Source organism: Paraburkholderia sp. UCT31 (genome assembly GCF_014397655.1).
GTDB lineage: Bacteria > Pseudomonadota > Gammaproteobacteria > Burkholderiales > Burkholderiaceae > Paraburkholderia > Paraburkholderia tuberum.
The window spans coordinates 40296-67093 of the sequence record NZ_VZQP01000028.1 but is presented as its reverse complement, the minus strand read 5'-3'; the positions used below and the strand labels follow the sequence as shown (position 1 = coordinate 67093).

Below are 26798 nucleotides of genomic sequence, written 5' to 3'. Positions count from 1 at the left end.
TGGATTGAACGGGTTGAAGGAATGAAACTCGGAAGCCAGCCAGTTTGCCTTGCGCGCGGCGCGCCGTCATCCGGTTTTCAGCGTCGCCTGTTCGCGGATCATGTCGTACAGCGCCTGCGCGGCCGGTGACAACTGCGCGGTCTTGCGCGCGACGAGCACCAGCGTGCGCGACACGGTGGGCTGCGTGAGCTCGACGGTGCGCACGCTCGGATACGCGCCGCTCTGCAGCGCGAGCGCGGGCACCACGGCCGCGCCGACGCGTTGCGCGACGAGTCCGACGGCGGTCGAACTGCGCTGCACCTCGTAGAACGAACGCAGCGCGAGCTCGCTCGATTCCAGCGCGACGTCGAGCAGCGCGCGATTGCCGCTGACCTCGCCGGCGAAAATCAGCGGGAACGGCTGCAACTGCCGCCATGCGATGCGCCGCCGCTTAGCGAGTGGATGGTCCTCGTGGCAGATCAGCACGTAGCGGTCTTCGGTGAGCGGCACGGTGGCGAGATCGGGATGATGCTCGCGCGCGATATTGATGCCGAACTCGACCTCTCTGCGCAACACGGCCTCCTCCACCGCCGACGACGCGTGGTCGAGAATCTTGATGCGATTGTGCGGATAGCGTGCCGAATACGCCTGCAGGATGCGCGGCAGATACTGCACGCCGACGGTCGGCACGCACGCGATCGACACGTCGCCGCGTCGCGCGATGCCCGTTTCGCGGATCTCGACGAGCGCGTCCGCCAGCTCGCCGAGCAGCCGACGCGCCTGCGGCAGAAAATTGCGACCGATTTCGGTGAGCGCCATCGAACGCGTGGTGCGCTCGATCAGTGTGACGCCGAGATAGCTTTCGAGCTTGCGCAGCCGCTGCGTGATCGCGGTTTGCGTGACGTGCAGCGAATCCGCCGCGCTCTGGAAGCTGCCGCGATCGGCAATCGCGACGAAAGCCTGCACGCCGAGCGTGTCGATTTTCATTAGAAAAATGAAGTAATCGGGATCATAAATTCATTTTACTCCGGGCTGCCAGCGGCCGAGAATGGCCGCAACGAACCCCGCGAAGGAGCAAAAGATGACCGACAAAACCACGCACGAGCACAGCGATTGGCACGCGAAGCAGTACATGCTGTTCGAGAACGAGCGCACGCGGCCGGTCCGCGATCTGCTCGCGGCGGTGCCCTTGAACGGCGCGCGGCTCGCGGTCGACATCGGCTGCGGCCCGGGCAACTCGACCGAGGTGCTGGCCGAGCGGGTGCCGGGCGCGTCGGTCAGCGGCATCGACCGCTCCGCCGAGATGATCGCGGCGGCCCGTCGGCGGCTGCCGCAATTCCGTTTCGACATCAGCGACGTTTCGACGTGGGACGCGCACGGCCCCTACGACGTGATCCTCGCGAACGCGGTGCTGCAATGGGTGCCGGACCACGAGCGGCTGTTCCCCGCGCTGGTGGCAAAACTTGCCAGGGGCGGCAGCCTCGCCGTGCAGATGCCCGACAATCTCGACGAACCGGCGCACCGGCTGCTGCGCGAAATCGCCATCGACGGGCCTTGGGCGACGAAGCTGAAGGGTGTCGAGCGCACCATGCGCTACGACGCAAACTGGTACTACGCGCTGCTCAAGCCGCTGTGCGCGCGTGTCGACGTGTGGCGCACGGTCTATCACCACCCGCTCGCGGGCGCCGACGCGGTGGTCGAATGGTTCAAGGGCAGCGCGCTGCGGCCGTTTCTCGCCGCGCTCGACGACGCCGAACGCGGCGCGTTTGTGCAACGCTATCGCGACGAAATCGTCAAAGCCTACCCGGCGCTCGCCGATGGCACGGTGCTGCTGCCGTTTCCGCGGCTTTTCATCGTCGCGACGCGCGGCGAACGTTGAAGCCGCGCCGGGAACCGCTGCGAGCCGGTAAATGCCGGCGCTTCGGCTGCGGCGGGTCGTCCCGGGGCGATCAGATCGCCGGCGCACCACGCTGACGCACCGCCCGAAAACCCCACCTGTGGCGGCGCCGCACGCTAAGGGTGGTCAGGAATTGCCGCCCGGGAATTCCGCATGCTAATGTTTGTAAAAAGCGTGTGTAAAAAGCGGAGGACGGCGCCCGCCGGCCTCACCGGGAAGCCATTTACTGCAGCGAGCGTCGCCATGAGTGATGTACGCCAACATCTGAGTCCCCGTGACCGCCTGGAGCTGTTGTGCTGGCTCACATGCGGAAGCCTCGGCGCTTATTATCTGAACGAAGACTGGCCCGACGCGGCGTTTCACGTGCAGTCCGCGCACAAGTGGCTCGACCGCCGCGCGCGCGAAGCCGACTGGCTGTGCGTCGCGAAGCTGTCGGCCACCGCGGTCGAAATCGCGCGGCGCCACGCGCGCTTCGTCGATACCGACTGGGCGCGCGACGCGGTTGAGGAAATTCTCGATACCGACGAACTCGACCCGCAAGCCCGGCTCGTCCGGCAGGTTCTGGCCGACTGCCAGAACGCGCTGGCCGACAAGCGGATCGCCGATTAGTCGCCGAATCGCTTTCTTCCTGCGTTCCTTCCCAGTTTATTGCGATCCTGGGGCCGAAGTTTGGCCCCTTTTGTATTGTTTCGCGCTACTCAGACGTACCGCCCCGAGTCGGTAAAATATTCGGCTTAGCCGTTGCGCGCACCTTTCGACCGCATACCCTTGAAACGCAAAATGCCGGCGCTCAACGCGCTGAAAGCCTTCGAAGTAGCAGGCCGCACCGGCAGCTTCACGCGCGCCGCGGAGCTGCTGAACGTCACGCAAAGCGCGGTGAGCCGCCAGGTGCGGCAGCTCGAGGCGCAGCTCGGCGAGACGCTGCTGCTTCGTCACCACCATCACCTGGAGCTGTCGGCGGCCGGACGCATTTTGCTTCAGGCGCTTCAGCAGTCGTTCGACCGCATCGAGCTGACCGTGCGCGGCCTGCAGGAGAAGACCCACCGCAACCGCCTGCGCCTGAATGCGCCGCCCACTTTCACGAGCCGCTGGCTGATGCCGCGCCTCGGGCGGCTGCGTGACGCGCATCCGCATCTCGAACCGAGCCTGTCGACCCGGCTCGACGACAAGCTTGCCGAGTCGGGCGTGCTCGATTGCGCGATCCGTTTCGGCAACGGCGAATGGGGCGGCGTCGACAATCAGCTGCTGATGAACGAGCGGCATATCGCCGTCTGCTCGCCCGCGCTGCTCGCGCGCGAAACCGGCCGCGCCGGCATCGATCTGAACCGCTTCACGCTACTGCACGTGCTTGCCAGCGCCGACCAGCGCTACCTGACCTGGCAGCACTGGCTGAAGGCAGCCGGCATCGAAAACGTCGATACGCGCGGCGGGTATGAATTCGACCTCCTCGATCACGCGATTCGCGCGGCCATCGACGGCCTCGGCGTGACGATCGCCGATCGCCACATGATCGCGCACGAGCTCGCGACGGGCCAGCTCGTGCAGTTGCTGAACGTACATGTCGACGGACACCAGTCGTACTGGTTCGTCACGCGCGACAAGCAGGACCCGCTGCCGCACGTCGCGCTGTTTCGCGACTGGTTGCAACAGGAGATCTGGTTGAGCGCGCGGGTGCTCGACGCGTCGGAGCCCGCGACGCTGGGCGAAGCGCAGTGAGTGCCTGACTGGCGTCAAGCCGCGGCGGCAAGCTCGGCCGGCGTCGCTTCATGCGCGGCCTCGGCCTGCGCGTCTTCGAGAATCATGTCGGCGCCCTTCTCCGCGACCATCATCGTCGGCGCGTTGATGTTGCCCGACGTGATGTTCGGGAAGATCGACGCATCGACGACGCGCAAGCCCGCGATGCCATGCACGCGCAAACGCGCATCGACGACCGACGTGCGCGGATCGTCGCCCATCGCGCACGAGCCGCACAGGTGATAGATCGAACCCGACTGCTCGCGGAAATACCGCAGAAATGCCTCGCGTGTGTCGACCAGCGGCCCCGGTGAGATTTCCTCGACGGTAATCGCCTGCAACGCCGGCGACGCCATGATCTTGCGCACCAACTCGCAGCCCTGAATGACTTCGTCGATATCCTTCTGCGTGGTCAAAGCGTTGATACGGATTTTCGCGGCATCTTCCGCGCGATTCGAGGCGATCTCGATCGAGCCGCGGCTCGTCGGCCGGCACGGATTGAAGGCCAGTAGAAAACCCGAATACGGCTCGGGTTCGAGACTCGCCTTGCTGCTCTTAGGAATTCGATACGATAGCGGATTGAAGTAGAGCTGGAGATTTGGGAGCGCTTCGTGTTCGTTGCCCCTGAAGAAGCCGCCCGACTGGTTCACGCTCATCGCGAGCGGTCCCTTGCGCGTCAGCAGATATTGCAGGCCGAGCTTCAGCTTGCCGAGGAGCGGCCGCATCTCGTCGTTCAGCGTCTTCACATTCGAGCGGTAGTAGAAACTGACGCACAGGTGATCCTGCAGATTCTGTCCGACCGCCGGCAGTTCCTTCACGAGCGCAATGCGATGCTTCGCGAGCAGCTCATTCGCGCCGACGCCCGACAGTTGCAGCAGTTTCGGCGAATCCACCGCGCCGGCGGCGAGGATCACCTCGCGATTCGCCATGAACTGCCGCGCGATGCCGTTCTGCGTGACCCTGACGCCGATCGCGCGCTGCTGCCCGTCGAAAAGCACGCGCTGCGCGAGCACGCCGTGTTCGATGCGCAGATTGTGGCGCGACAACGCCGGGTGCAGATACTCGAAGCTGCTCGACGAACGCTGGCCGTTGCGGGTGTTGACGTCGTAGATACCAGCGCCTTCGAACTGCGCGCCGTTGAAATCGTCGCTGCGCGTGTAGCCGGCCTGCTCACAGCCTTTCAGGAACACGTGGCAGATCGGATGCACCGCGTCTTTCATCGGCGAAATGCGGATCGGACCATCCGCGCCGTGCTGTTCGGTATTGCCGAGCGGATGCGATTCGAGCTTGCGGAAATACGGCAGCACGTCGCGATAGGACCAGCCCGCGTTGCCGGCGGCAGCCCAATCGTCGAAATCCTGCTGCTGGCCGCGCACGAAGATCATCGCGTTGATCGAGCCCGAGCCGCCCTGCACCTTGCCGCGTGGGCAATAGAGCGAGCGGTTGTCGAGTTCCCTTTCGGGCTCGCTGTAGTACATCCAGTTGTAGGTTTCGTTGTAGTAGGTCTTCGTGAAGCCCACTGGAATCCGGAACCAGAACGAGTCGTCCTTGCCGCCAGCTTCGAGCAGCAGCACCGAATGCTGGCCCGATGCCGACAGGCGATTCGCGAGAATGCAGCCCGCCGAACCGGCGCCGACGATGATGTAGTCGTAGTTCATGCTGTGTGTCGCCTGACGGCGCTCAATCGGTTGAATACCTGGTCGTGCTTCAGCCCCTGGCGGGCGCGAGATCCTTGACGTCGGCCGGTTGCGCGGCCATCTGCAGATGCAGACGCTCGCCCGTGTACGGCGTGTGCTGACGGACCACGTCCATGTTCAGCTCGACGCCGAGTCCCGGTTCGCGAGAGGGAATGATGTAGCCGTCTTCCCATTGAATCGGCTTCTTCAGCACGGCCGCATGAAAGCCATCCCACGTACCGATGCTTTCCTGAATCAGGAAGTTCGGCGTGCACACCGCGAGCTGGATGCTCGCCGCCGCGCCAATGGGTCCGTTGTACAGATGCGGCGCGATCTGCGCGTAGTAGACCTCGGCGAGCGCGGCCACTTTCTTCGCTTCGAGCAAACCGCCGACGCGCGCGACGTTCAATTGCAGGATCGACGCGGCGCCCGCTTCGAGCAGCTTGAAGAATTCGTATTTAGTGGTCAGACGTTCACCCGCAGCAACCGGAATGCTGGTGTGCCGTGCGACCTGCGCCATCGCGCCTTCCTGACCCGGCGGCACGGGTTCTTCGAACCATAGCGGATCGTATTTTTCGAGCCGCTTCGCGAGCCGGATCGCGGACGACGGCACCATCTGCCCGTGCGTGCCGAACAGCAGATCGGCCTTGCTGCCGACCGCTTCACGCACGCGGCGGCAGAACGTCTCGCAGCGATCGAGCACTTCCAGCGAAAGCTGATGCCCCGAATACGCGGTGTACGGCCCTGCCGGATCGAACTTCACCGCGGTGAAGCCGCGCCTTACGTTTTGCGCCGCGCACTCGGCGGCGAGATCGGGATCGTCGTAGTCGTATTCGCCGCGGCCGTTCTTCGGATACAGATACGTGTACGAACGCAGACGCGGGTTCACGATGCCGCCGAGCAGTTCGTAGACCGGCTTGCCCGCCGCCTTGCCGATGATGTCCCAGCACGCCATTTCGAGCCCGCTGACGACGCCCATCATCGTCAGATCGGGGCGCTGCGTGAAGCCGCTCGAATACGCTTCGCGCCACAGCCGCTCGATATGGTGCGGATCGCGATCGAGCAGATAGCGGCTGAATACGTCGTCGATGATGTGGACCATCGCTTTCGGATGGAACGTCGCCGAATAGATTTCGCCGACGCCTTCGATACCGCAATCGGTTTTCAGCGTGACGAAGATCCAGTACATGCCGCCGAGATGCGGCGGCGGTACGGCGACGATATGCGTTTCAAGCGAGACGACCTTCATTTACGCAACCTCTTTTCGTTTGAGCATGTTTCTCAGCGCGAGCCCGGCGAAGCCACCGAGCGCCGCCATCGCGGCCACATAGCCGAAGTACAGCTGGTAGCCGAAGACGCCGGGGAACGTCTGCGTCAGATAACCGTTGATCAGCGGCAGGAACACGTCCGGCGAGTAGCCGAGCACCGAGATCAGGCCGATCGCGAGCCCCATCGTCGCGGTCGGGATATTGCAGCGATCGAGCAGCGACCAGTACAGGCCGCGGATCGCGTAAGTCAGGATGCCGATGAACAGCACCAGAAACACCAGCAGCACATGACTCGAAATGCGCGGCGCGGCCATCAGACCGACGAGCAACAGCGCGGCGAGAAACAATGCGATCACGAGTACCGATACCTTCGAATAGCGGTCGCCGAGAAAGCCGCCGCCGATGCCGCCGATCGGCCGCATCCACAGCTTCAGCGTCGTGATCGCGCCGGCCATCACGACCGTCAGACCGACCTCGCCCTCGTGCAGATAGGCCGAAAAGCTGTAGGTCGCCCAGAACACCTGATAGCCGCAGAACACGATCGCCGCGACGAGCCACAGCTCGGGAATCCCGGCGAGCGTCGCGAGGTCGGTCAGCACGTTGCCGCGATGCGCTGTATTGGTTGACGTGGCCTTGCTCGCGGCATCTCGCGCGGCTTGCGGGTCCTTGACGAGTGCGAGCAGGACGCCGAGCGCGATGCACAGAAACGCATACAGGTAGACCACCATCCTGAAGCCGACCGCGACCGGCTCGCCGCGCGTCTGCGTGACCCACGCGAACAGCGTGATCGCAATCGTCGCGAGCATCGCCTCGATCAAACCGCGCCCGCCGTCGAGCAGGCCGAAGAAGCGGCCCTGCTCTTCAGGGCCCGCGATCATGTTGACGCGCTTGATCACGGCGGCCCAGAACGTCAGACCGGTGGACAGCCCCCAGCCGCCGAAGATCAGCATCAACGAATGGAACGACGGCGCGGTCGAATACCAGAGCCCGAGCGCCCCGGTCGCGATCAGCGAGAAACAGATCAACAGACGCGGCGCGATGCGGTCGGCGAGCCAGCCGCTCGGCAGGTAACTGAGCAGAAAGATCGTGCCGAGCGACGAATACAGATAACCGAGCTGGCTGTCGGTGATGTGGAACACCTCGAGCATCGTCGGCTGATAAACCTGCCGCAGATAGAGGATCGGATAGATCGCGCCGGCCGCGATCACGAGCAGCGCGAGTTGCAGATAGCGCCGGCCGTGGCTGGGTTGCGCGGCGGCGCAGGCGTCGTTCAACGGAAGCGACGCGGCGGTTCGAACGGGTTGAGATGACACGTGAGCGCTCCTTGGAGACGCAGCATCGGTCCGCTGGACCGTGGGGTCTCCATCATGTTGTTATGGACTTGCTGGGTGGGATTGCGCGGCATGTGCCGCCGCGCGCGACTTCAGTACTTCATGACCACGAGACGGGTCTGCGTGAATTCGAGCATGCCGTGCTTGCCGTCGTCGCCGCCGAGGCCGGAACGCTTCCAGCCTGCATGAAAGCCCTGATAGGGATCGGCCGGCGTGCGGTTGACGTAGAGTTCGCCCGCCTCGATGCCGTTGGCGAGTTTCATCGCGGCGCGATAGTTCTCGGTGTACAGCACCGACGACAAGCCGAACTGATGGTCGTTGGCCATCTCGAGCGCTTCGTCGAGCGTGCGATATTTGACGACCGGCATGATCGGGCCGAACGTCTCTTCCTGGATGATCTCCATGTCCTGACGGCAGTTCGAGAGCAGCGTGGCCGGATAGAAAAAGCCGTCGCCGGCGGGCACCTTGCCGCCCGTTTCGAGCGTGGCGCCTGCGCCGATTGCGCGTTCGACCATCGCGTGGATCGACGCGCGCGACGCTTCGTTGACGAGCGGCCCCATCAAGGGAGCCTGCTTGCTGCGATCGCCGAACTCGACTGCACTCATGTGTTTCTTCAGGAGTGCGACGAAGCGGTCGTGCACGCTTTCCTGCACATACACACGTTCGATCGCGGTGCACAGCTGGCCGCAATGCGTGGTCTTCGACGCAACCAGTTCGCGCGCGGCCTTCTCGAGATCGGCGTCGGCCTCGATGATCGCGGGCGTCTTGCCGCCGAGTTCGAGCGACGGCTTCGCGATGTTCGCCTTGCAGTAGTCGAGCACCTTGCGGCCCGCGCCGACGCTGCCCGTCAGCGTGATCATGCCGACCTTCGGGTGGGTGCAGAACGCTTCGGCGGTGGTGTGGTTCATCGCCAGAATGTTGACGACGCCCGCGGGCAAGCCGGCCTTTTCGATGGCCCTGGCGATTTCGAATGCCGAACCCGGCGTGTTGTTGCTCGGCCGCACGACCACGGTGTTGCCCGCGATCAGCGCGGGCGCGACCTTGCGCATGAACGTATAGACCGGGTAATTGAACGGAATCAGACATGCGACCACGCCGATCGGCTCGCGATGCAGCACTAGGTTTTCGTCGGCCGAATCGCTCGGAATCACCTCCCCTTCGATGCGCCGCGCCCACTCCGCGTGGTAGCGCGTGATCTGGCCGGCGTAGATCGCCTCGTTCGTCGCGTCGGCGACGCTCTTGCCCGACTCGAGCGCGAGTGCCGCGCCGATGGCCGGCGCGCATTCGTCGAGCGCGTCGGCGAGCTTGTGCAGATACGCGGCGCGCTCGACGGCCGGCAGCTTGCGCCACGCCTTTTGCGCGAGCGCCGCGGCGTCGACGGCGGCCAGCGCTTCGGCTTCGGTCGCGCCGGTCACGTGGGCGATCACGGCGCCAGTGGCCGGATTGCGCACGGCAATCAGTTCGGCGCTGGCGGGCTCGATGAAGCGGCCGTTAGCAAAGTTGCGGTCGAGTCGCATGGTCGTCTCCTGAATGCGTGACGCGAATGCCGCAGATGCATCGGCTATCGCGGGGATGCGAAAGTTGCATGAACCGAATTTTTCTCCGCGATCAGAGTGGCCACAAGCGAGTAATTCGCTGGACAAACATTCGAAAAAAACATGTTTATCCAGGGATCAGCCTTATACGCGAACCCCATCTCGAATTGCAGAATCCGGGCTTTTCGCCAACCCGCTGGAGCATTGAATGAAAAGAAATCGCCTCGTCACCGCTGCTGCATTCGCCACCTTCACCGCGCTTGCCGCGCTCGCGGCGCCTCGCACGTTTGCGCAAAGCAGCGTGACGCTCTACGGCGTGCTCGACGAGGGCATCGACTACACGAACAACGCGGGTGGCGGCGCGGTCTGGGAAATGGCGAGCGGCTATGCGCAGGGCAGCCGCTGGGGCCTGAAGGGATCGGAAGATCTGGGTGGTGGAACGAAGGCGCTGTTCCAGCTCGAAAACGGCTTCGACGTCAGCTCGGGGCGCCTCGGCCAGGGCGGCCGCATGTTCGGCCGCCAGGCATTCGTGGGTCTGTCCAACGACAGCTACGGCACGCTGACGCTCGGCCGTCAGTACGATTCGATCGTCGACTACCTCGCGCAGACCACGGCCAACGGTAACTGGGCCGGTTACCTTTTCGCGCATCCGTACGACAACGACAACACCGACAACTCGTTCCGCCTCGGCAATAGTGTCAAATATGCGAGCCCGAACTTCGCGGGACTGCAATTCGGTGGCGTGTACAGCTTCAGCAACGACACGAACTTCGCGAACAACCGCGCGTACAGCTTTGGCGGCCAGTATCAGAACGGCGGTCTACTATTCGCGGCGGCGTATCTGCAGGCGAACAATCCGGGGGCGGGGTCGGTCGGCGCGATCACCGCGAACGACGCGAGCTTTATCGCGGCACGCATGCGCATTTTCGGCGGCGGCATCAACTACACGTTCGGCCAGGCGAGCGCCGGCTTCGCGTATACGAACTCGAACTACAAGAACCCGACCGGCAACGGCTATATTGGCCTGCCGCTCGCGGCGCCCGGCGTGCAGCTCGATACGCTGAAGTATCAGAACTTCGAAATCAACGGCAAATACCAGTTCACGCCGGCATTCTTCGTCGACGCGCAGTATGTGTACACGATGATAAATTACGACGCCTCGTCAGGCAGCGTCACGCCGAAGATTCACTCGGCCGGTTTGATGGCGGACTACAACCTGAGCACGCGCACCGACATGTATGTGCAGGGCGCGTATCAACGCGTGACCGGCAATTCGACGCAGTCGATTCTCGACAATGCGTTCATTCCGGGCACGCAGGCGCCGTCGTCGACGGGCACGCAGGTCGCCGTGCGCGTCGCGTTGCGGCACAAGTTCTGAGCAGACCTACGTGCATGAGTGGCGCGGCATTGCGCGAACGCCGCGCCTTTCATTCTTCGACCATCGTCTTCAGCTTCAGCAGCGCCTGATCCCACTGCCGCGAAATCGCGTCGAGCGCGCGGCGTGCCGCGTCGAGATGCGCGGGCTCGAACGCCCACAGGCGCTCGCGTCCGACCTTCACGTCGTGCACGAGGCCCGCGTCGGCCAGCACCTGCAGATGCTGCGTGACCGACTGCCGCGTGATGTCGGTGCCGGCCGTCAGCTGCGCGATCGACATCGCACTGCCCGCGCATAACGCCGCGACAAGCCGCAGACGCGTCTCGTCACCGAGCGCCGCGAACACCGCCGCCGAACTGCGCAGTGTCGCCGCCTTGAGGCCCGCCCTCGCGGGGGCCGCCCTAGCTCGCGCCGACATATCGCTCGACGTTGACCATCTGCTGCTCCCAGCCGCCGTCGTTCAGCCGGAACGCTTGCGCGCGGCGCCCGACCGGCAACTGGTCGAAGCCCGATTCGACGACGCGCAGCAGCGTGCCCGACTCGACGTCGCTCAGATCGAATTCCACGAGCGTGGTCGGCTCAGGCGTGTAGTCGATCGTGATGTCGATCGCGGCCGGATGCCAGCGCCACGACAGATGATGCTCGGGCTCGACACGCTCGACCAGCACGTTCATCAGCAGATGCTCATAGCCTGGATAGGTGATGTGCCCCTGCGTGGATTGCCCCGCGACGAACTGCTTGCCGGTGAGATTCACGCCGAACCATTTGCCGAATTCCTCGGCGTTGGACAGCGCACGCCAGACGCGCGAGCGCGGCGCCTTCAACAGAACCTGCTTTTCGATGCGATCGGTCGATGAGTTCATATGCAGCCTCCTGACTGCATATTAGAAGCACCGCCTCCGATATGCAAGCATTCGACTGCGCTTTGTTCAGAGCGTGATGCGTGCGGCGCCGGCACGACCGGACGCCGCGCGCCGCGCCTTACTCCGTCGCATGCGCGTGTATGACGCCGGTTTGCATCGACCACGCCATCCACGGCCGGCGCAGCGCGACGATCGCAAGGAACGCGCAGGCCGACAGCGTGCCGAACGTCGCGAAGCCCATTTGATAGCTGCCGGTGCTCTCCTTCGCGATGCCCATCACGACCGGCAGATAGAAGCCGCCGATGCCGCCCGCCGCGCCGACGATGCCGGACATCAGCCCGGTGCGGCCGGCCCAGCGATGCGGCACGAGCTGGAACGTCGCGCCATTGCCGAGTCCGAACGCGACATAGAGGCACAGCAGCAACGCAATGCCGCCCGCGAGCGACGGCATCGCCGCCGCGAACAGGAAATCGCAAACCGCGATGATCGCCAGCAGCACGGTCAGCGCGCGCACGCCCGACACGCGGTCGGCAATCAGGCCGCCGAGCGGGCGCACCATCGCGCCGGTCGCGGCGAGCAGCGCCATGAACAGACCCGCGTCGATCTTCGACAGTTGATAGAGGTTGGTCAGCAGCAGCGACACATACGAGGACATGCCGACGAAACCGCCGAACGTGATGCTATAGACGAACATGATGACCCACGTATCGCGCTCGGCGAGCACCGAGCGGTAGCGTTGCGGCAGCACCGCGATCGCCAGCAGCGCACCGATCACCGGCAGCAGCAGCACGCCGGCCTTGCCCGCGCCGAATAGCCCTGCTTCGACGAGCAGCACGAGCGCGATCAGGCCGACCAGCGTCGTCGCGAAACTGCCGAAGGCGCGCAGAACGCTGCCGGTTTTGACGCCCGCGTCGTTGGCCCAGAAGTACAGCGTGATCGCAGCGATCGCGAGCAGCGGCAAGGCGCCGCCGGCGGCGAGTTGCCAACCGTAGCGCGTCGCCAGTTGCGGGAACAGGAAGCCGTCGAGCACCGCGCCGATGTTGCCGGCCGCGGCCAGCCCCAACACGAGGCCCTGCACTTTCGGCGGATAGTTGCTGCCGGCCATCGGCAGCGCGACCGCGAAGCTGGCGCCGCCGACGCCGAGGAACACGCCGAGCACCAGCAGCATTTCGTACGACGGCACCGATTGCAGCAACGGCAGCACGATTGTCGGCACCGCCGACAGCAGCACACCCATCAACGCAATGCGTTTGCCGTGCGCGGACTGATACAGATTGCCGAGCGTCACGCGCAGAATCGCCGCGGACAACACCGGCACCGCGACGAGCAGCCCCTGCTGCGCGGGCGTCATCGCGATGCTCTTGCTGATGAACGGCGCGAGCGGCCCATACAGCACCCAGACGGTGAAGCCCGTGTCGAAATACAGAAAGCAGGCGACGAGTGCGCGCCAATCACCGCTTCGCAGGGAGTGCATCACGTTTTTCATCAGAGATCCTCAGTAAATAAAATGCCTGGTAGTCCAGTTGCTGCGTTACTTGTGTTTGGCACCGGCACGTCGCCCGGAGTTTTCACCGGGATCGACACGCAAGCGTCATGCCATCGTGCTGTCTGTTACGAGGCCTTTTTAAAGGCATCTTCTGAAACGCATCGGCGGCTCAATACACGTCGCGTGCATAACGCTTTTCGCGCGTCAGACGGCTCACGTATTCGAGTGCTTTCTCTTCGCTCATGCCACCGTGAGTCGTGATGACGTCCTTCAGCGCCGCATCGACATCGCGCGCCATCCGGTTCGCGTCGCCGCATACATAGAAATGCGCACCGTCTTCGAGCCATGCCCACAGTTGCGCACCGTGTTCGCGCATGCGGTCCTGCACATAGATCTTGTCGGCCTGGTCACGCGAGAACGCGACGTCGAGCCGGGTCAGCAGACCGCTCGCGCGCATCGCTTCGAGTTCGTCGCGATAGTAGAAGTCGGTCGCGGCATGCTGTTCGCCGAAGAACAACCAGTTGCGTCCGCGCTCGCCGCGTGCCTGCCGTTCGTGCAGAAAGCCGCGAAACGGTGCGATGCCGGTGCCCGGCCCGACCATGATCATCGGCGTGTCCGATTGATGAGGAGGACGAAAATGCGCGGACTTCTGCACGAACACGGGCACATCGGTGTCGCTTGCGCGATCCGCGAGAAACGTCGACGACACGCCCTTGCGGTGCCGCCGCCCATTCGTATACCGCACCGCCGATACCGTCAGATGCACTTCGCCCGGATGCGCCTTCGGGCTCGATGCGATCGAATACAGACGCGGCTGCAGGCGTTTCAGCATGCCGGTCAGCTCGGCGGCCGAGAGGCTCACCGGAAACTCGTGCAATACGTCGGCGAGCTGCTGTCCCCATAGCCATTGCTTCAGATCCGCCTTGCGTTCGGGCGCGAGCAGATCGCCCAGCGCTCCATTGCCGCTGCGCGCGGCGACGAACGCGAGCGCCTCGGCGCTCGGCCGCGCGATCTCGTAGTGCTTGCCGAGCGCATCGGCGAGCCGCATGTCGCCGATACCCGCGACGTGCACCGATGCCTCCGCGTGCAGACCGCTCAGCGTGATCAGTTCGTCGACGAGTTCGGGGCAGTTGCTCGGCCACACGCCGAGCGCATCGCCCGCTTCGTATTCGAGGTTCGTCTCGCCCGTTTGCAGCGACACGTAGCGCGTATCCTTCGCGGCGCCCTGCCGGTTCAGGCGCAGATTGCCGACGACGCGCGACGCGGCCGGCCGCGCCTTGGTCGGCACCGCGCCCACCACCGCGTTGATCATGCCGCCCGGCGGCACCGCGTACAGCGCGGCATCCGCCTGCTTGATGCAGACGATCACGCGTTCGAGCCATGCATCGGCGCTTTGCGGATATTCAATATCGCAATCGACGCGCTCGGTCAGACGCAGCGCACCCTGCGCGGCGAGCCGCTCGTCCAGACGGCGGCCGTGACCGCAAAACTGATCGTAGTTGCGATCGCCGAGCGCGAGCACCGCGAAACGCACGCCGTCGAGGCGCGGCGCCGTGGCGGCGTTCAGTTGCGTCCAGAAGTCCTGCGCGTTGTCGGGCGCATCGCCGTCGCCGAACGTGCTCGTCATCAGCAGCACGTATTGCGCCTTCGCGAGCGTCGCGAACGAAGAGTCGGCCATGCACGCGGTGCGGATGTCGAAGCCCGATTCCATCAGACGCGTCGCGTAACGCTCGGTCAGCGATTCGGTGTTGCCGGTTTGCGAGGCCCACAACAGCGTGACCTTCGGCCGCGCGCGCACGATGCGCACGCCCGATTCGCGTGGCTCTTCCTGTGCGAGATTCGGCCGCAAGGCAGCGGTCGACGTCTGGGCTGTCGTCGCGCTGCGGCTATACAGTCCCGCAAGCAGACCATCGACATAGAGCCGCTTCACCGCATCGAACGGTGCGCTGTGCGGCAGCACCGGCACGTTGGCGAGACCTTGCGCTTCGGCCGAACGCAGGCCACTGACGAAACCCGCCAGATACGCGCGCTCCGCATCGCTGAGCGACGGCATGGGCGCGGGCTCGGGCGGCAGTTGCAGCAAAGTCGTGAGGGCTTCGATACGAGGCATGGGTTGATCCTTGGCGCTTGGCGCTAAAACCGCTGCGTCGGCGGGGGTAGAGAGCGCATCCTCGTCATTGCAAGCGCTCGCGTCGCGATCCGCCGTCACCGGACTCAGCGCGACCGCACAGACTTTCAGTTCGGGCTGCAGAGAAACCGGATCGACCGCGTCGTTGGTCACCGCATTGATGCACAGTTCGTCGCCGAACACGTCGTTCCAGTGCATCGACGCGAAGCACTGACCCGCGCTCACACGGTCGGTGACGACGGCGGGCAGGACCGCGCGACCGCGCCGCGAACGGATCTCGACCGCGTCCTTCGCGCGAATCCCGAGTTCGGCCGCGTCGTCCGGATGAATTTCGACGAAGGGTCCCGGGTTCAGCTTGTTCAGCATCGCGACCTTGCCGGTCTTGGTCATCGTGTGCCACTGATGCTGCAGACGGCCCGTGTTCAACACGATCGGAAACTCGCGATCGGGCAACTCGGCCGCGGGCTGATACGCACGCGCGAAAAACTTCGCCCTGCCGCTCGCGGTCGGAAAAGCAATGCGCGGGTGGCCGCCATCTTCAGACTCCCCGAGCGTCTGGCTCACGCCGTCATTCAGATAGCGAAGCGGATTGCGCGCGGACGAATCGGCCGACGCGATCGGCCACTGCAGTGGCGAGTCCTTCAAGCGGCGATGGCTCGCGCCGCGCAGGTCGTAGCCGGTCGCCGGATTCGCCGCGCGCGTAAGCTCGGCGAACACTTCGTCGGCGCTCGCATAACTGAACGCATCGGCAAAGCCCATTTCACACGCGATGCGCGCGATGATCTGCCAGTCGGGCAGCGCCGCGCCGGGCGGTTCGATGGCCTGCTGCATCAGCGTCAGATTGCGCTCCGAGTTGACCATCACGCCTTCGGCTTCGGCCCACAACGCGCCGGGCAGCAGCACGTCGGCGTAGCGGTTCGTTTCGGTATCGAGGAACGCGTCCTGCGCGATCACGAGTTCGGCCGCGCGCAAACCGGCGATCGCGGTCTGCCGGTTCGCGACGGTCGCGACCGGATTCGTGCAGATGATCCAGCACGCCTTGATGTCGCCCGCGGCCATGCGCGCGAACATGTCGATCGTGCCGTTGCCCGCGTCCGCTTTGAGCGTGCCCGGTGCGATGCCCCACAGTGCTTCGACGAACGCGCGATCTGCGGCGACCAGCGCCGAACGCTGCCCCGGCAGACCAGGGCCCATATAGCCCATTTCGCGGCCGCCCATCGCGTTCGGTTGGCCCGTCAGCGAGAACGGTCCACTGCCGCGCCGGCAGATGCGGCCCGTCGCCAGATGCAGATTGCACAGCGCGTTGGTGTGCCACGTGCCGTGCGTGCTCTGATTCAGGCCCATCGTCCAGCAACTCATCCAGTCTTTGGCCGACCCGATCATCTGCGCGGCGCGACGGATGTCGTCGGCGGCGAGGCCCGTGATGCGGGCGACGTTCTCCGGCGTGTACCCGGCCAGAAACGCGGGCATCGCGTCCCAGCCTTCGGTGTGTTCGGCGATAAAAGCCGCGTCCGTTGCGCCGTTTTCGTGCAGCAGATGCAGCAGACCGTTCAGCAGCGCGAGGTCGGTGCCGGGTTTGATCTGCAGGAACAGATCGGCTTTCACGGCGGTCGTGTTGCGGCGCGGATCGACGACGATCAGCTTCGCGCCAGCCTTCACGCGATCCATCATGCGCAGGAACAGGATCGGGTGGCAGTCGGCCATATTCGCGCCGCTGACGAAAAACAGATCCGCGTGATCGAAGTCTTCGTACGAGCCGGGCGGACCGTCCGCGCCGAGCGACAGCTTGTAGCCGCTCGCCGCGCTCGACATGCACAGGCGCGAATTCGCTTCGATATTGTTCGTGCCGATAAAGCCCTTCGCGAGCTTGTTGACCAGATACTGCGCTTCGAGCGACATCTGCCCCGACACGTAAAACGACAGCGCATCGGGACCATGCTCGTCGAGCACGCGCCGCAGACGCGCGGCGGTATCGCTCAACGCCTGCGCCATCGGCAGCGGCACCGGGTCTTCGTCGCGCGCACGACGCACGAACGCGCCTTCGAGACGACCCGACTTGCGCAGCGCGACGTGGGCCGACTGCCCTTTGGTGCAGAGCCGGCCCAGGTTGGCCGGATGCTCCTTGTCGCCAGCGATCTTCACGACCTGGCCGTCCTCGACGTGCAGCACCATGCCGCAGCCGACGCCGCAATACGGACACACGCTCTTTACGCTGGTAGCAGACATGCGCGAATGATCGGGTTGAAACATCAGAACGATGGACAAAGGCCGCTACCTCAAACCGCGACCCACACCTGGCCGTTTTCGATGCGCGTGGCAAATGCGCTGACCGAATACGACGGCGTTTCGAGGCATTCGCCGGTGCGCAGATCGAAGTGATGCTTGTAGATCGGCGACGCGACCACGATGCGCTCGCCGAGGCTGCCGACGAGTCCGCGCGACAGCACCGCCGCTTGCGAACCCGGATCGAAGTTTTCGATCGCGTAGACCGTGGGCTCGGCCGGCGACTCGACCTGGCCGCCATCGACGTGAAACACGGCCACCTGTTCGCCATTGACGAGCGCGCAAACGCCGGTGTTCGGCACGATGTCGTCGAGCGCGCAGACCGCGGTCCAGGCGCGGGGCAAGCGTTCGTTCTTCATGACTGGGCTCCTTTTGAGTTAAGCGGGAATCGGATGCGGTCAAACCGTCTCGACGACAACGGGAATCCCGATGCGCTGCACCTGCCGCTCAGCGGGCGTTGCCGGCCGGATCTGTCCGCGCTCCTCGACGAACGCGACGTTGCTGTCGGACTCGACGCTGTTGACGAAATGGCGGAAGCGCTTGCGCGTTTCGGGATCGGTGACGGCCTTTTTCCATTCGCACTCGTACGTGTCGACCACATGCTGCATTTCCACTTCGAGCTCGGTGGCGACGCCAAGGCGATCGTCGACGATCACGTCGATCAGATAGTCGAGCCCGCCTTCGAGGTTGTCGCGCCACACGCTGGTGCGTTGCAGTCGGTCGGCGGTGCGCACGTAGAACATCAGGAAGCGGTCGATATAGCGCACGAGCGTCGCCTTATCGAGGTCCGCGGCGAGCAGTTCCGCGTGACGCGGCTTCATGCCGCCGTTGCCGCACACGTACAGATTCCAGCCCTTCTCGGTCGCGATCACGCCGACGTCCTTGCCCTGCGCTTCCGCGCATTCGCGGGTACAGCCCGACACGCCGAACTTGATCTTGTGCGGCGTGCGCAGGCCCTTGTAGCGATTCTCGAGTTCGACCGCGAGACCGACCGAATCGCCGACGCCGTAGCGGCACCACGTCGAGCCGACGCACGACTTCACCGTACGCAGCGATTTGCCGTACGCGTGACCCGATTCGAAGCCGGCCGCGATCAGCTCTTCCCAGATCGACGGCAATTGCTCGACGCGCGCGCCGAACAGATCGACACGCTGGCCACCGGTGATCTTCGTGTAGAGGCCATATTTCTTCGCGACCTGCGCGACCGCGATCAGGCCGTCGGGCGTCACTTCGCCGCCCGGCATGCGCGGCACGACCGAATAGGTGCCGTCGCGCTGGATGTTCGCGAGGTAGTAGTCGTTGGTGTCCTGCAGCGACGCGTGCTCCTTTTTCAGCACGAATTCGTTCCAGCACGACGCGAGAATGCTCGCGACCGCCGGCTTGCAGATGTCGCAACCGAGCCCGCGGCCATGCTTCGCGAGCAGCGCGCCGAAACTGCGCACTCCCTCGACGCGCACGAGGTGATACAGCTCCTGGCGCGAATACGGGAAGTGCTCGCAGACGTGGTTGTTCACCGCGAGGCCCTGCTTCTTCATCTCGGCCTTCATCACCTGCGTGACGAGCGGCACGCAGCCGCCGCACGAGGTGCCCGCGCCGGTCGCGCTCTTCAACGCGCCGATGTCGGTCGCGCCCGCGCACACGGCTGCGCACAGCTCGCCCTTCGACACGTTGTTGCACGAGCAGATCTGCGCGGCCGCGGGCAACGCCTCGACGCCGAGCGCCGGCTTCGCGCTGCCGTCCGCTTGCGGCAGGATCAGGAATTCGGGGGACGCTGGCAGCTCGATGCGGTTCAGCATCATCTGCAGCAGCGTGCCGTATTCGCTCGCGTCGCCGACCATCACGCCGCCGAGCAGATGCTTGCCGCAATCGGACACGACGAGCTTCTTGTAGATCTGCTTGCGTTCGTCGCTGAACTGGTAGGTGCGGCTGCCCGGCGTATTGCCGTGCGCGTCGCCGATGCTGGCGACGTCGACGCCCATCAGCTTGAGCTTCGTGCTCATGTCGGCGCCGGCGAATTCGGCCGGGTCGCCGAGCAACTGCTTCGCGACCACGCGCGCCATCTCGTAGCCGGGCGCGACGAGCCCGAACAGCTGGCCGTGCCACAGCGCGCATTCGCCGATCGCATAGATGTGCGGATCGCTGGTGCGGCACGCGTCGTCGATGGCGATGCCGCCGCGCGCGCCGAGTTCGAGGCCGCATGCGCGCGCGAGATCGTCGCGCGGACGGATGCCGGCGGAGAACACGATCATGTCGGTGTCGAGATGGCTGCCGTCGGCGAACTGCATGCGGTGCGTGCCCGCTTCGCCGTTGACGATCGCCGTCGTGTTCTTCTGCGTGTGCACCGTGACGCCAAGCTCTTCGATCCGGCCGCGCAATACCCGGCCGCCGCCGTCGTCGACCTGCACCGCCATCAGGCGGGGCGCGAATTCGACCACGTGCGTTTGCAGACCCATGTCGCGCAGCGCCTTCGCGCATTCGAGACCGAGCAGGCCCCCGCCCACGACCGTGCCCGTTTTCGAGCGGGCGCCGCATTCGCGCATCGCTTCGAGATCGTCGATCGTTCGATAGACGAAGCAGTCGCCGCGCTCGCGGCCCGGCACCGGCGGCACGAACGGATAGGAGCCGGTCGCGAACACGAGGCGGTCGTACGGCAGCGTTTCGCCGGTCGCGACCGTCACCGTGCGCGCGTCGCGATCGACCGCGACCGCCCGCGCGTTCAGCTTCAGTTGCACGCCGTGGCGCTCGAAGAAGCCCGGCTCGACGAGCGACAGGTCATCGGCGGTCTTGCCCGAGAAGAACTCGGACAGATGCACGCGATCGTAGGCCGGTCGCGATTCTTCGCCCAGCACCGTGATGTCGAGATCGTGCGCGGCCCGTTGCGCCAGGCATTCGACCAGTTTGTGGCCGACCATCCCGTGACCGATAACGATGATTTTCATGAGCGCACTGTCCTCTGGTGTCTGGCGAAAGCGATTGCGGAAATAAAAACGGCGTCCCGCGAATCCGGCCGAGGGGGCCGAATTCGGGGGACGCCGTTGTCCTGTTGGGTGCTGCGGGGCGCGTGCAGTTGTGCTGCAAGCGCGACGAACCCACGTTGGTCCGATGGCAACGCTTATCGCAAGGGCTGTGCCAATTTCGATAAATGCGCCCGAAAGCGCGGTGTGGCCGGGATTTGCGGCAAGTCGCGCGGCTTCGGACCGGATCCCGCGCGCGACGCGTTTTGAGGCGGCCGAGCACAGGGATGGTGCGACGCAGCACTGTCGACGTGCGAAACGAAGGCGCACGGGCGTGCGATCGCCGTCATGTTTTCCGCGTGAATCGCAATGTGTGGCAACGGCTTGCGCGCCTTGATCGGATCGATGGCGTGGTCCTTGCATTGCTCTTGCGCAACGTCATCGCGGCAACGTCGTCGCGACGCGCAGACTCAACCGTCGACAGGCAATGCAATGGACAACGGCGTCCCCTCGTGATCTTCACGGGCGGGCGCCGTTTTCGTTTCGGGCCAACGGAAACCAACGGCATAAGGACACCAACATGAACACCAACACCGGCAAGGTCACGCTGCTGAGTGCGGGCCCGGGCGACCTCGACTTGCTGACGCTGAAGGCCGTCAAGGCGCTCGCGGCCGCCGACGTCGTGCTGCTCGACGACCTCGCGAATCCCGACATCGTGACGCTCGCGCCGCAGGCGCGCGTGATTCGCGTCGGCAAACGCGGCGGCTGCCGCTCGACGCCGCAGGCGTTCATCGAGCGGCTGATGCGGCGTTATGCGCTGAAGGGTCTGCACGTGGTGCGCGTCAAAGGCGGCGAAGCGCTGCTGTTCGGTCGCGCGGGCGAGGAACTCGCGGTGCTGCGCGATGCGGGCCTCGCGGTCGAGATCGTCAACGGCATCTCGTCGGGCTTCGCGGCCGCCGCGGGTCTCGGCATGTCGCTCACGCATCGGCGGCATTGCCACGGCGTGAGCTTCGTCACCGCGCACACCGAAGATCACGGCGAGCCGGACTGGGCCGCGCTCGCCGCGACGCGCACGACGCTCGCGATCTATATGGGCATGCGGCGCATCGACGGCATCGCCGCCGCGTTGCTCGCGCACCTGCCGGCCGAAACGCCGGCCGCGGTCGTGCAGTGGGCCGGCGGCGGCGGCGAGCGGCGCCTGTTGACGCGGCTCGATCGGCTCGCCGCCGATGCACTCGGCGCGGGCTTCGGCAGTCCGGCGGTGATTCTGGTGGGCAATGCGGTTGGCGAGAGCGCCGAAGCGCCTTGCTGGGAACGCGAAGTTCGCGGCAATCGAGATGGGCAAACACTACCCGCGTCGGCCATGGCGCGGGCAGCCTGATCGGCGCTCGAAGCGGGCCTCGCCCGCCTTTCATCCCATCAATCGCCGAACCCGAGCTCCGCGTCGACCTGCTGCCCGACCCGCAGCCAGGCCCCCGCCCCGCTCGCGACCAGCGCGTTGTTGCCGAACGTGACCGCGCCGTCGAAGCGTTCGCTGACTCGGTAACCGAGCATCGTGTCGGTCGGCTCGTTCGGCCAGTCGGGATCGGGCGCGCCACGCGCCTGATCGATGGTCGGCATCGGACAGCGCGAGCACAGCTTGACGAGCCGTAACTCGACGCGCGCGCTCGAGTCCGCATTCGCGCCGACGGCGAGTGTCTCGACATAGTCCTCTTCATAGGCATCGAGGCCGCTGAGCACGATATTGGGCCTGAAGCGATCGATTCTGATCGACGGTGCGCCTTTGCCGTTCAGGCGCGCGTTCAGATCGTCGAGCGAGGCCTGGCCGACCACCAGCAGCGGAAAGCCATCGGCAAAAAAGGTCGTGGCGCCCCCCGTGCTGTCCGTATAGTCCGGATCGACGACGCGTTCCCGCTCGGGATCGAAGCGCAGCAAGCGCGCGGGCAGACCGAGGAACTCCGTGAACCAGGCCGCCGTTTCTTCGCCGGTGTCGAGCCCGTAGGCCGCGTCGCGCCACACCGCGGTAGCGACCCTGGGTGCCGCGGCGAGCCGCGCGGCATCGAGCGGCGTGCGCAGCTCACGCATGCCCGGCGCGCTGACGATCAGCTCCTCTGCGCCGAGTTCGACCTTGATCAGCGCCATGCGCGGATACGCGCGCTGCGTGAACATCGCGCCTTCGGGATCGACGATCATCCAGTTGCGGTCGTATTCGAGGCCCGTCGCCAACAGCCGCGCCTCGGTGAGCGCGATGCCCGCGCAGGATTTGATCGGATAGACGAATAGTTCGTTGATGGTAGGCATGGTTGCACGCGCGTCGGGAGCGCAGTCCCGGCGAAGATCGGGGACTGAAAGTAGATCCGTATAGTACCGAAATCAGCGTTGACGTGGACGTGCGAGCCGGACCCTCTCATCGGGCTTTTTTAAGCTTGTTTTAAAAGTGGCGACCTAGAGTCGAATCACAGCAGCATGGAGGACGCATCGGACAGACGCGTTACTCCGACTCAACCGACTCAGCTGCTCGTGTCGGGGGCATGTGATGCAACGCGACAACCTCAAGTACTTCCTGATCGTGGAATGTCTGACCGCGGCGGTGTCCGCGGGCTGCATGGCGCAATCCCCTCCGAACAACGTAAGCTCTGGAGCGGATGTGCCGGCTGCCGGGCTTCCAGGCCACGACACGGCGCCCGCAATAGTGACGGACTTCTCGCGCCTCGTCAGCGAAGAAGGCAAAGCAGTCGTCAATATCAGCGTGACAGCGGCTCAACCTGTCGCCACCTTCACTCCCCTCTGGCCGCCGGCCGGCAGCGAAGACGATCCTTTTACCCGGCAGTTCCAGCAGTTCGCCTACGCCCCTCCTGGCGCGACAGGCCTGGCGTCGCAACGCAGCGGCTCTGGATTCATCATCGCCGCCGATGGTTACATTCTCACCGACTCCAGCCTGATAACCAAAGCAACCCGAATCAGCGTGACGCTAAAGGACGGTCGCAGGTTCAAGGCCACGGTGGTCGGCGACGACCCAGCGAGCGGTATCGCGCTGCTCAAGATTCCCGCCACCAAACTGCCGACAGTCAAAATTGGCTCACCGTCCGCGAACAAGGCCGGTCAGTGGATCGTCTCGATCGGCTCCCCTTATGGACTGAACGACACGGTGACGGCAGGCATCATCAGCAACATGTCGCGGCCTTTGCCAGGCGAGTCGTATGTACCGCTTATCCAGACTGACGTGACCGAAAATGCGGGCGATGCAGGCAGCCCGGTGTTCAGTCTGAACGGCAACGTCATTGGGATCGAAATGCCTATCACGAAAGAGATCGGCGACGTTGAAGGAGCCGCGTTCGTGCTGCCGATCAATGAAGCGATGAAAGTTGCCCGACAGTTGCAACTGCACCACGAGGCGGAACACGGACGCCTCGGCATCACGATTCAGGATGTCAGCTGGCCGCTTGCGCAATCTTTCGGTCTGAACAGGCCGCAAGGGGCGCTCGTCAGCTCGGTCGACCCGCGAGGACCGGCTGCCAGGTCCGGTCTCAGACCAGGCGACGTCATCATGAAGATCAATGGCGTTGATATTCCAGATTCGACCCAGTTGCCCGTCACAGTAGCCGATCTCAAACCGGGCACATCCGTCCATCTCGTGTACTGGCGCGATAACGCCACGCACGACACGACAGTCGCGCTTGGCAGTCTGAATGCCACTCCTGCCGAGACCCCGGCCATTGCGCAGGTCGCAGCTCCCGATGGGTTGACCGTGCGCGGTTTGACCGCACAGGAGCGACACGACGCAGGTGTCGAAGGTGGTGTCCTGGTCGAAAAAAGCACGGGGGCCGGCGCGCTCGCCGGCATCGAACCGGGAGACATCATCCTGATGGTCGACAGCACTCATGTATCAAGTCCCGCCCAGTTCCGGCGGAAAGCGGCGAACAGCGGTAACGCGGTCGCGCTATTGGTCCAACGCGACGGACAGCGCATGTTCGTCACCATCGACATGGGCTAGGGTCTGTTTATATATGTAAATAGACCCTGGCAGCGCAGTGGCGGCGCGTACCTCATCGCCACACGTTATGAGGAGCTCGAAATGAACCAGCATGCAATCGTCAAAGTTGGCTTGACCGCACTCGCACTGGGTGCAAGCGTCCAATACGCGTTCGCGGCAACCCAGCCTGTACCCGCGGTACAGCACGAGGGTGAGGTTACATTCCTGAGCGGCGGGATCGGCCTTGGCCAATCCACCGCTATCAAGGAGGTCATGCCAAGGTATCCACTCACGCTCGAGTTTGCGGGCAAGGCGGCTAGCGGCAACGAATACCTTGCGAATATCCCGGTGACGCTATCCGACATGCACGGCAATACGATATTGCAGACCACCGCAAAGGGTCCTTTCCTGTTGGCGTCGCTGCCTCACGGCCGGTATAGCGTGAGCGCCACATATGACGGCAAGACGGAGCGCAGGGACGTGAATATCGCTCCGTCGTCGCATGTGCATGAAGTGTTCCTGTGGTCGATGTAGACCGGCGTTTCGCGTTTCTGCCCGCACGCGATCCGATTCGCCGGCTTTCCGGCTCGCGACGACCGCGGCGGTGCATTCGGTAACCGGTACTCGTGAAAAGTCGCGATGGGCAACCGAACCGACTCGGAGCTTGCCATGAAAAACGGTTCCAGCGAGCCTCTCGACGAAACCCGCCGCAGATGGCTCATCGCCACATCGGCCGTCGGCGCCATAGGAGGCGTGGCGGTCGTCGTTCCTTTTGTCGACTCGTTTGCGCCGCCAGCGAGTGCGAGGGCAGCCGGGGCGCCAGTCAGCGCCGACATCAGCAGACTCGAGCCTGGCAGCATGATGACCGTGGCGTGGCGCGGCAAGCCGATTTTCATCGTCAACAGAACCAACGAGATGCTGGCGGCCGTGCTCAAGGCCAACCCGATGGTCGCCGACCCGCATACCGCGCATCCGTTCTCGATACCGCTGCCGGCCTACTGCAACAACGAATACCGGTCGCGCCCGGATCATCGCAACATACTCGTTGTGATCGGCGTGTGCACCCATCTCGGCTGCACCCCGCTGCCCCGCTTCCAGCCCGGGCCGCAACCCAGTCTGCCCGACGATTGGCCCGGGGGCTTTCTGTGCCCTTGTCACGGCTCGACTTACGACCTGGCCGGTCGAGTGTTCAAAGACAAACCCGCGCCCCAGAATCTGGATGTGCCGCGTTACATGTTTGCATCGTCGACGAGCATCGCTATCGGACAGGATGAAAAAGGCGAGGAGGCATAGCCGCGGCATACGGTCGAGGACGCGGGAAGTTCCTGCTACGGTCACGCAATACCAGCCCGCCTCGCTACCGCTACATCGATCCGTGGCGGCCGATCGAGCGCGCGATGTCGCGCCGGTCGCCTATCACCTACCGAGATCGAGATCACCAATTGATGCGCGAAGCCGCGAAACCCAAGGCGCTGAGCGCGAAACTGCCTGCGCCGAAAGAAGTGCGCGACTTAAAGTGCTCCTCGGCGGCCGTCAGGCTTTCGCCGTTCGCCTCGCTCGACAGGTTCGCCGAAGAAGAGCCCGAGGGTGGCTCGGCGCGGTCCGCATACCATCGCGCCATGGGACACGCAACGGCCGCCGCGCACGAGCCGCTCGACAACCTGATCCCGGCCCAGGGACCCGATGAATCCGGCGGCATCAAGTCCTCAGCAATCCGATCGCCCACCGTTGCATTCACGCTACCGCAAATGAACGCCGCCGACAGGGCTGCGGCGGCACCGGCGAGGGCGAGCCTGCGTTCGAGATCGAACCCGCGGATTGCCCGAAAGCGCGCTGGATAGAAGTGCCGCAGATTAAACAGCAGCGCTGCGCCGACCTGGATGGTCGGGCCTTCGCGGCCGACGGTGAAGCCGCCGACGATCGACAGAAAAGACACCACGATCTTGCCGATCAGGATCCTGATGCTCAAAAGCCGCGGCGCAAGTCCGCCGCGATCATGCAGCGTGGCGATGACCTGAGGAATGCCGCTGCCTTTCGCGCCGGGAATGAACCGCCTCGTGATCCATACGCTGGCCGTGCCGATAGCCGGCGTGAGCAGGAAAGGCAGCCACCAGCGGACGGCGGTAATGCGACGAAATATGTCATGACCTGCGTCAATAAGGTGCGCGTAAAGAACTGCGACGAGACCCGTGGCCACCGCGCCCAGCCAGAAAATCCCATAGCGGAACGACAGCCGCCGAGCATGTTGCAGCGTTCTTCTGTCAAGGAATCGAAAGAAAGCGGCGAACGGATTCACCATCACGTATGGGTCAATTT

General features: G+C 64.5%; 20 protein-coding genes and 1 pseudogene. 8 read left to right on the top strand and 13 right to left on the bottom strand.

Features of this window, described 5'->3' with window-relative positions; genetic code table 11:
- Positions 1 to 66 precede the first annotated feature (66 nt).
- Positions 67 to 966, bottom strand: a complete 900-nt coding sequence (locus F6X40_RS23210) for a LysR family transcriptional regulator (RefSeq protein ID WP_187629356.1) — start codon at positions 964 to 966, stop codon at positions 67 to 69.
- Positions 967 to 1060: 94 nt separating this feature from the next.
- Between F6X40_RS23210 and tam the strand changes: the two genes are divergently transcribed.
- From tam to F6X40_RS23195, 3 genes are all read left to right on the top strand, one after another.
- Positions 1061 to 1858 (top strand): trans-aconitate 2-methyltransferase, encoded by a 798-nt coding sequence (tam, locus tag F6X40_RS23205; RefSeq protein ID WP_187629355.1) that lies wholly within the window; start codon positions 1061 to 1063, stop codon positions 1856 to 1858.
- 261 nt (positions 1859 to 2119) lie between these two features.
- Positions 2120 to 2485, top strand: a complete 366-nt coding sequence (locus F6X40_RS23200) for a hypothetical protein (RefSeq protein ID WP_184074050.1) — start codon at positions 2120 to 2122, stop codon at positions 2483 to 2485.
- 171 nt (positions 2486 to 2656) lie between these two features.
- Positions 2657 to 3592: a LysR substrate-binding domain-containing protein gene (locus F6X40_RS23195; RefSeq protein ID WP_187629395.1), complete on the top strand. Its 936-nt coding sequence runs from the start codon at positions 2657 to 2659 to the stop codon at positions 3590 to 3592.
- 14 nt (positions 3593 to 3606) lie between these two features.
- On the opposite strand, the gene F6X40_RS23190 is transcribed toward F6X40_RS23195, so the two are convergent.
- The 4 genes from F6X40_RS23190 to aldA form a co-directional block, all read right to left on the bottom strand.
- Positions 3607 to 5268: a GMC family oxidoreductase gene (locus F6X40_RS23190; protein WP_187629354.1), complete on the bottom strand. Its 1662-nt coding sequence runs from the start codon at positions 5266 to 5268 to the stop codon at positions 3607 to 3609.
- Between the two features lie 49 nt (positions 5269 to 5317).
- Positions 5318 to 6535 (bottom strand): mandelate racemase/muconate lactonizing enzyme family protein, encoded by a 1218-nt coding sequence (locus F6X40_RS23185; protein ID WP_187629353.1) that lies wholly within the window; start codon positions 6533 to 6535, stop codon positions 5318 to 5320.
- Entirely contained in the window at positions 6536 to 7867 is a 1332-nt protein-coding gene (locus F6X40_RS23180) for an MFS transporter (RefSeq protein WP_187629352.1), read from the bottom strand.
- 110 nt (positions 7868 to 7977) lie between these two features.
- A complete protein-coding gene (aldA, locus tag F6X40_RS23175; protein WP_187629351.1) occupies positions 7978 to 9402 on the bottom strand; it encodes an aldehyde dehydrogenase in 1425 nt (474 codons plus the stop codon).
- A 226-nt stretch (positions 9403 to 9628) separates the two neighbouring features.
- On the opposite strand from aldA, the gene F6X40_RS23170 reads away from it, so the two are divergent.
- A complete protein-coding gene (locus tag F6X40_RS23170; RefSeq protein ID WP_187629350.1) occupies positions 9629 to 10798 on the top strand; it encodes a porin in 1170 nt (389 codons plus the stop codon).
- 49 nt (positions 10799 to 10847) lie between these two features.
- Here F6X40_RS23170 and F6X40_RS23165 read toward each other — a convergent pair whose 3' ends face one another.
- The 6 genes from F6X40_RS23165 to nirB form a co-directional block, all read right to left on the bottom strand.
- Entirely contained in the window at positions 10848 to 11213 is a 366-nt protein-coding gene (locus F6X40_RS23165; RefSeq protein ID WP_184033686.1) for an ArsR/SmtB family transcription factor, read from the bottom strand.
- Complete coding sequence (locus F6X40_RS23160; RefSeq protein WP_184066555.1) at positions 11197 to 11658, bottom strand: SRPBCC family protein; 462 nt, start codon at positions 11656 to 11658, stop codon at positions 11197 to 11199. Before F6X40_RS23160 ends, F6X40_RS23165 begins: the two co-directional genes overlap by 17 nt.
- Positions 11659 to 11776: 118 nt before the next feature.
- Positions 11777 to 13144, bottom strand: a complete 1368-nt coding sequence (locus F6X40_RS23155) for an MFS transporter (RefSeq protein WP_187629349.1) — start codon at positions 13142 to 13144, stop codon at positions 11777 to 11779.
- A 169-nt stretch (positions 13145 to 13313) separates the two neighbouring features.
- Entirely contained in the window at positions 13314 to 17498 is a 4185-nt protein-coding gene (locus F6X40_RS23150; RefSeq protein ID WP_187629348.1) for a bifunctional nitrate reductase/sulfite reductase flavoprotein subunit alpha, read from the bottom strand.
- A 50-nt stretch (positions 17499 to 17548) separates the two neighbouring features.
- Complete coding sequence (gene nirD, locus F6X40_RS23145) at positions 17549 to 17914, bottom strand: nitrite reductase small subunit NirD (RefSeq protein WP_184074058.1); 366 nt, start codon at positions 17912 to 17914, stop codon at positions 17549 to 17551.
- A 39-nt stretch (positions 17915 to 17953) separates the two neighbouring features.
- Entirely contained in the window at positions 17954 to 20494 is a 2541-nt protein-coding gene (gene nirB, locus F6X40_RS23140) for a nitrite reductase large subunit NirB (protein ID WP_187629347.1), read from the bottom strand.
- Positions 20495 to 21089: 595 nt separating this feature from the next.
- On the opposite strand from nirB, the gene cobA reads away from it, so the two are divergent.
- Positions 21090 to 21890: a uroporphyrinogen-III C-methyltransferase gene (cobA, locus tag F6X40_RS23135; RefSeq protein WP_187629346.1), complete on the top strand. Its 801-nt coding sequence runs from the start codon at positions 21090 to 21092 to the stop codon at positions 21888 to 21890.
- Between the two features lie 38 nt (positions 21891 to 21928).
- On the opposite strand, the gene F6X40_RS23130 is transcribed toward cobA, so the two are convergent.
- Entirely contained in the window at positions 21929 to 22810 is an 882-nt protein-coding gene (locus tag F6X40_RS23130; protein ID WP_187617917.1) for an MOSC domain-containing protein, read from the bottom strand.
- 235 nt (positions 22811 to 23045) lie between these two features.
- Between F6X40_RS23130 and F6X40_RS23125 the strand changes: the two genes are divergently transcribed.
- From F6X40_RS23125 to petA, 3 genes are all read left to right on the top strand, one after another.
- Positions 23046 to 24503 (top strand): PDZ domain-containing protein, encoded by a 1458-nt coding sequence (locus F6X40_RS23125; RefSeq protein ID WP_262421518.1) that lies wholly within the window; start codon positions 23046 to 23048, stop codon positions 24501 to 24503.
- 81 nt (positions 24504 to 24584) lie between these two features.
- Positions 24585 to 25016 (top strand): carboxypeptidase regulatory-like domain-containing protein, encoded by a 432-nt coding sequence (locus F6X40_RS23120; RefSeq protein ID WP_187629345.1) that lies wholly within the window; start codon positions 24585 to 24587, stop codon positions 25014 to 25016.
- A 135-nt stretch (positions 25017 to 25151) separates the two neighbouring features.
- Positions 25152 to 25775 carry a ubiquinol-cytochrome c reductase iron-sulfur subunit gene (gene petA, locus F6X40_RS23115; RefSeq protein ID WP_184074067.1) on the top strand — a complete coding sequence of 208 codons (624 nt, stop codon included), beginning with the start codon at positions 25152 to 25154 and terminating at the stop codon, positions 25773 to 25775.
- 457 nt (positions 25776 to 26232) lie between these two features.
- On the opposite strand, the pseudogene F6X40_RS42490 reads toward petA, so the two are convergent.
- Positions 26233 to 26781 (bottom strand): annotated as a pseudogene (locus F6X40_RS42490) (chloride channel protein); the annotation flags it as partial.
- Between the last annotated feature and the right edge of the window lie 17 nt (positions 26782 to 26798).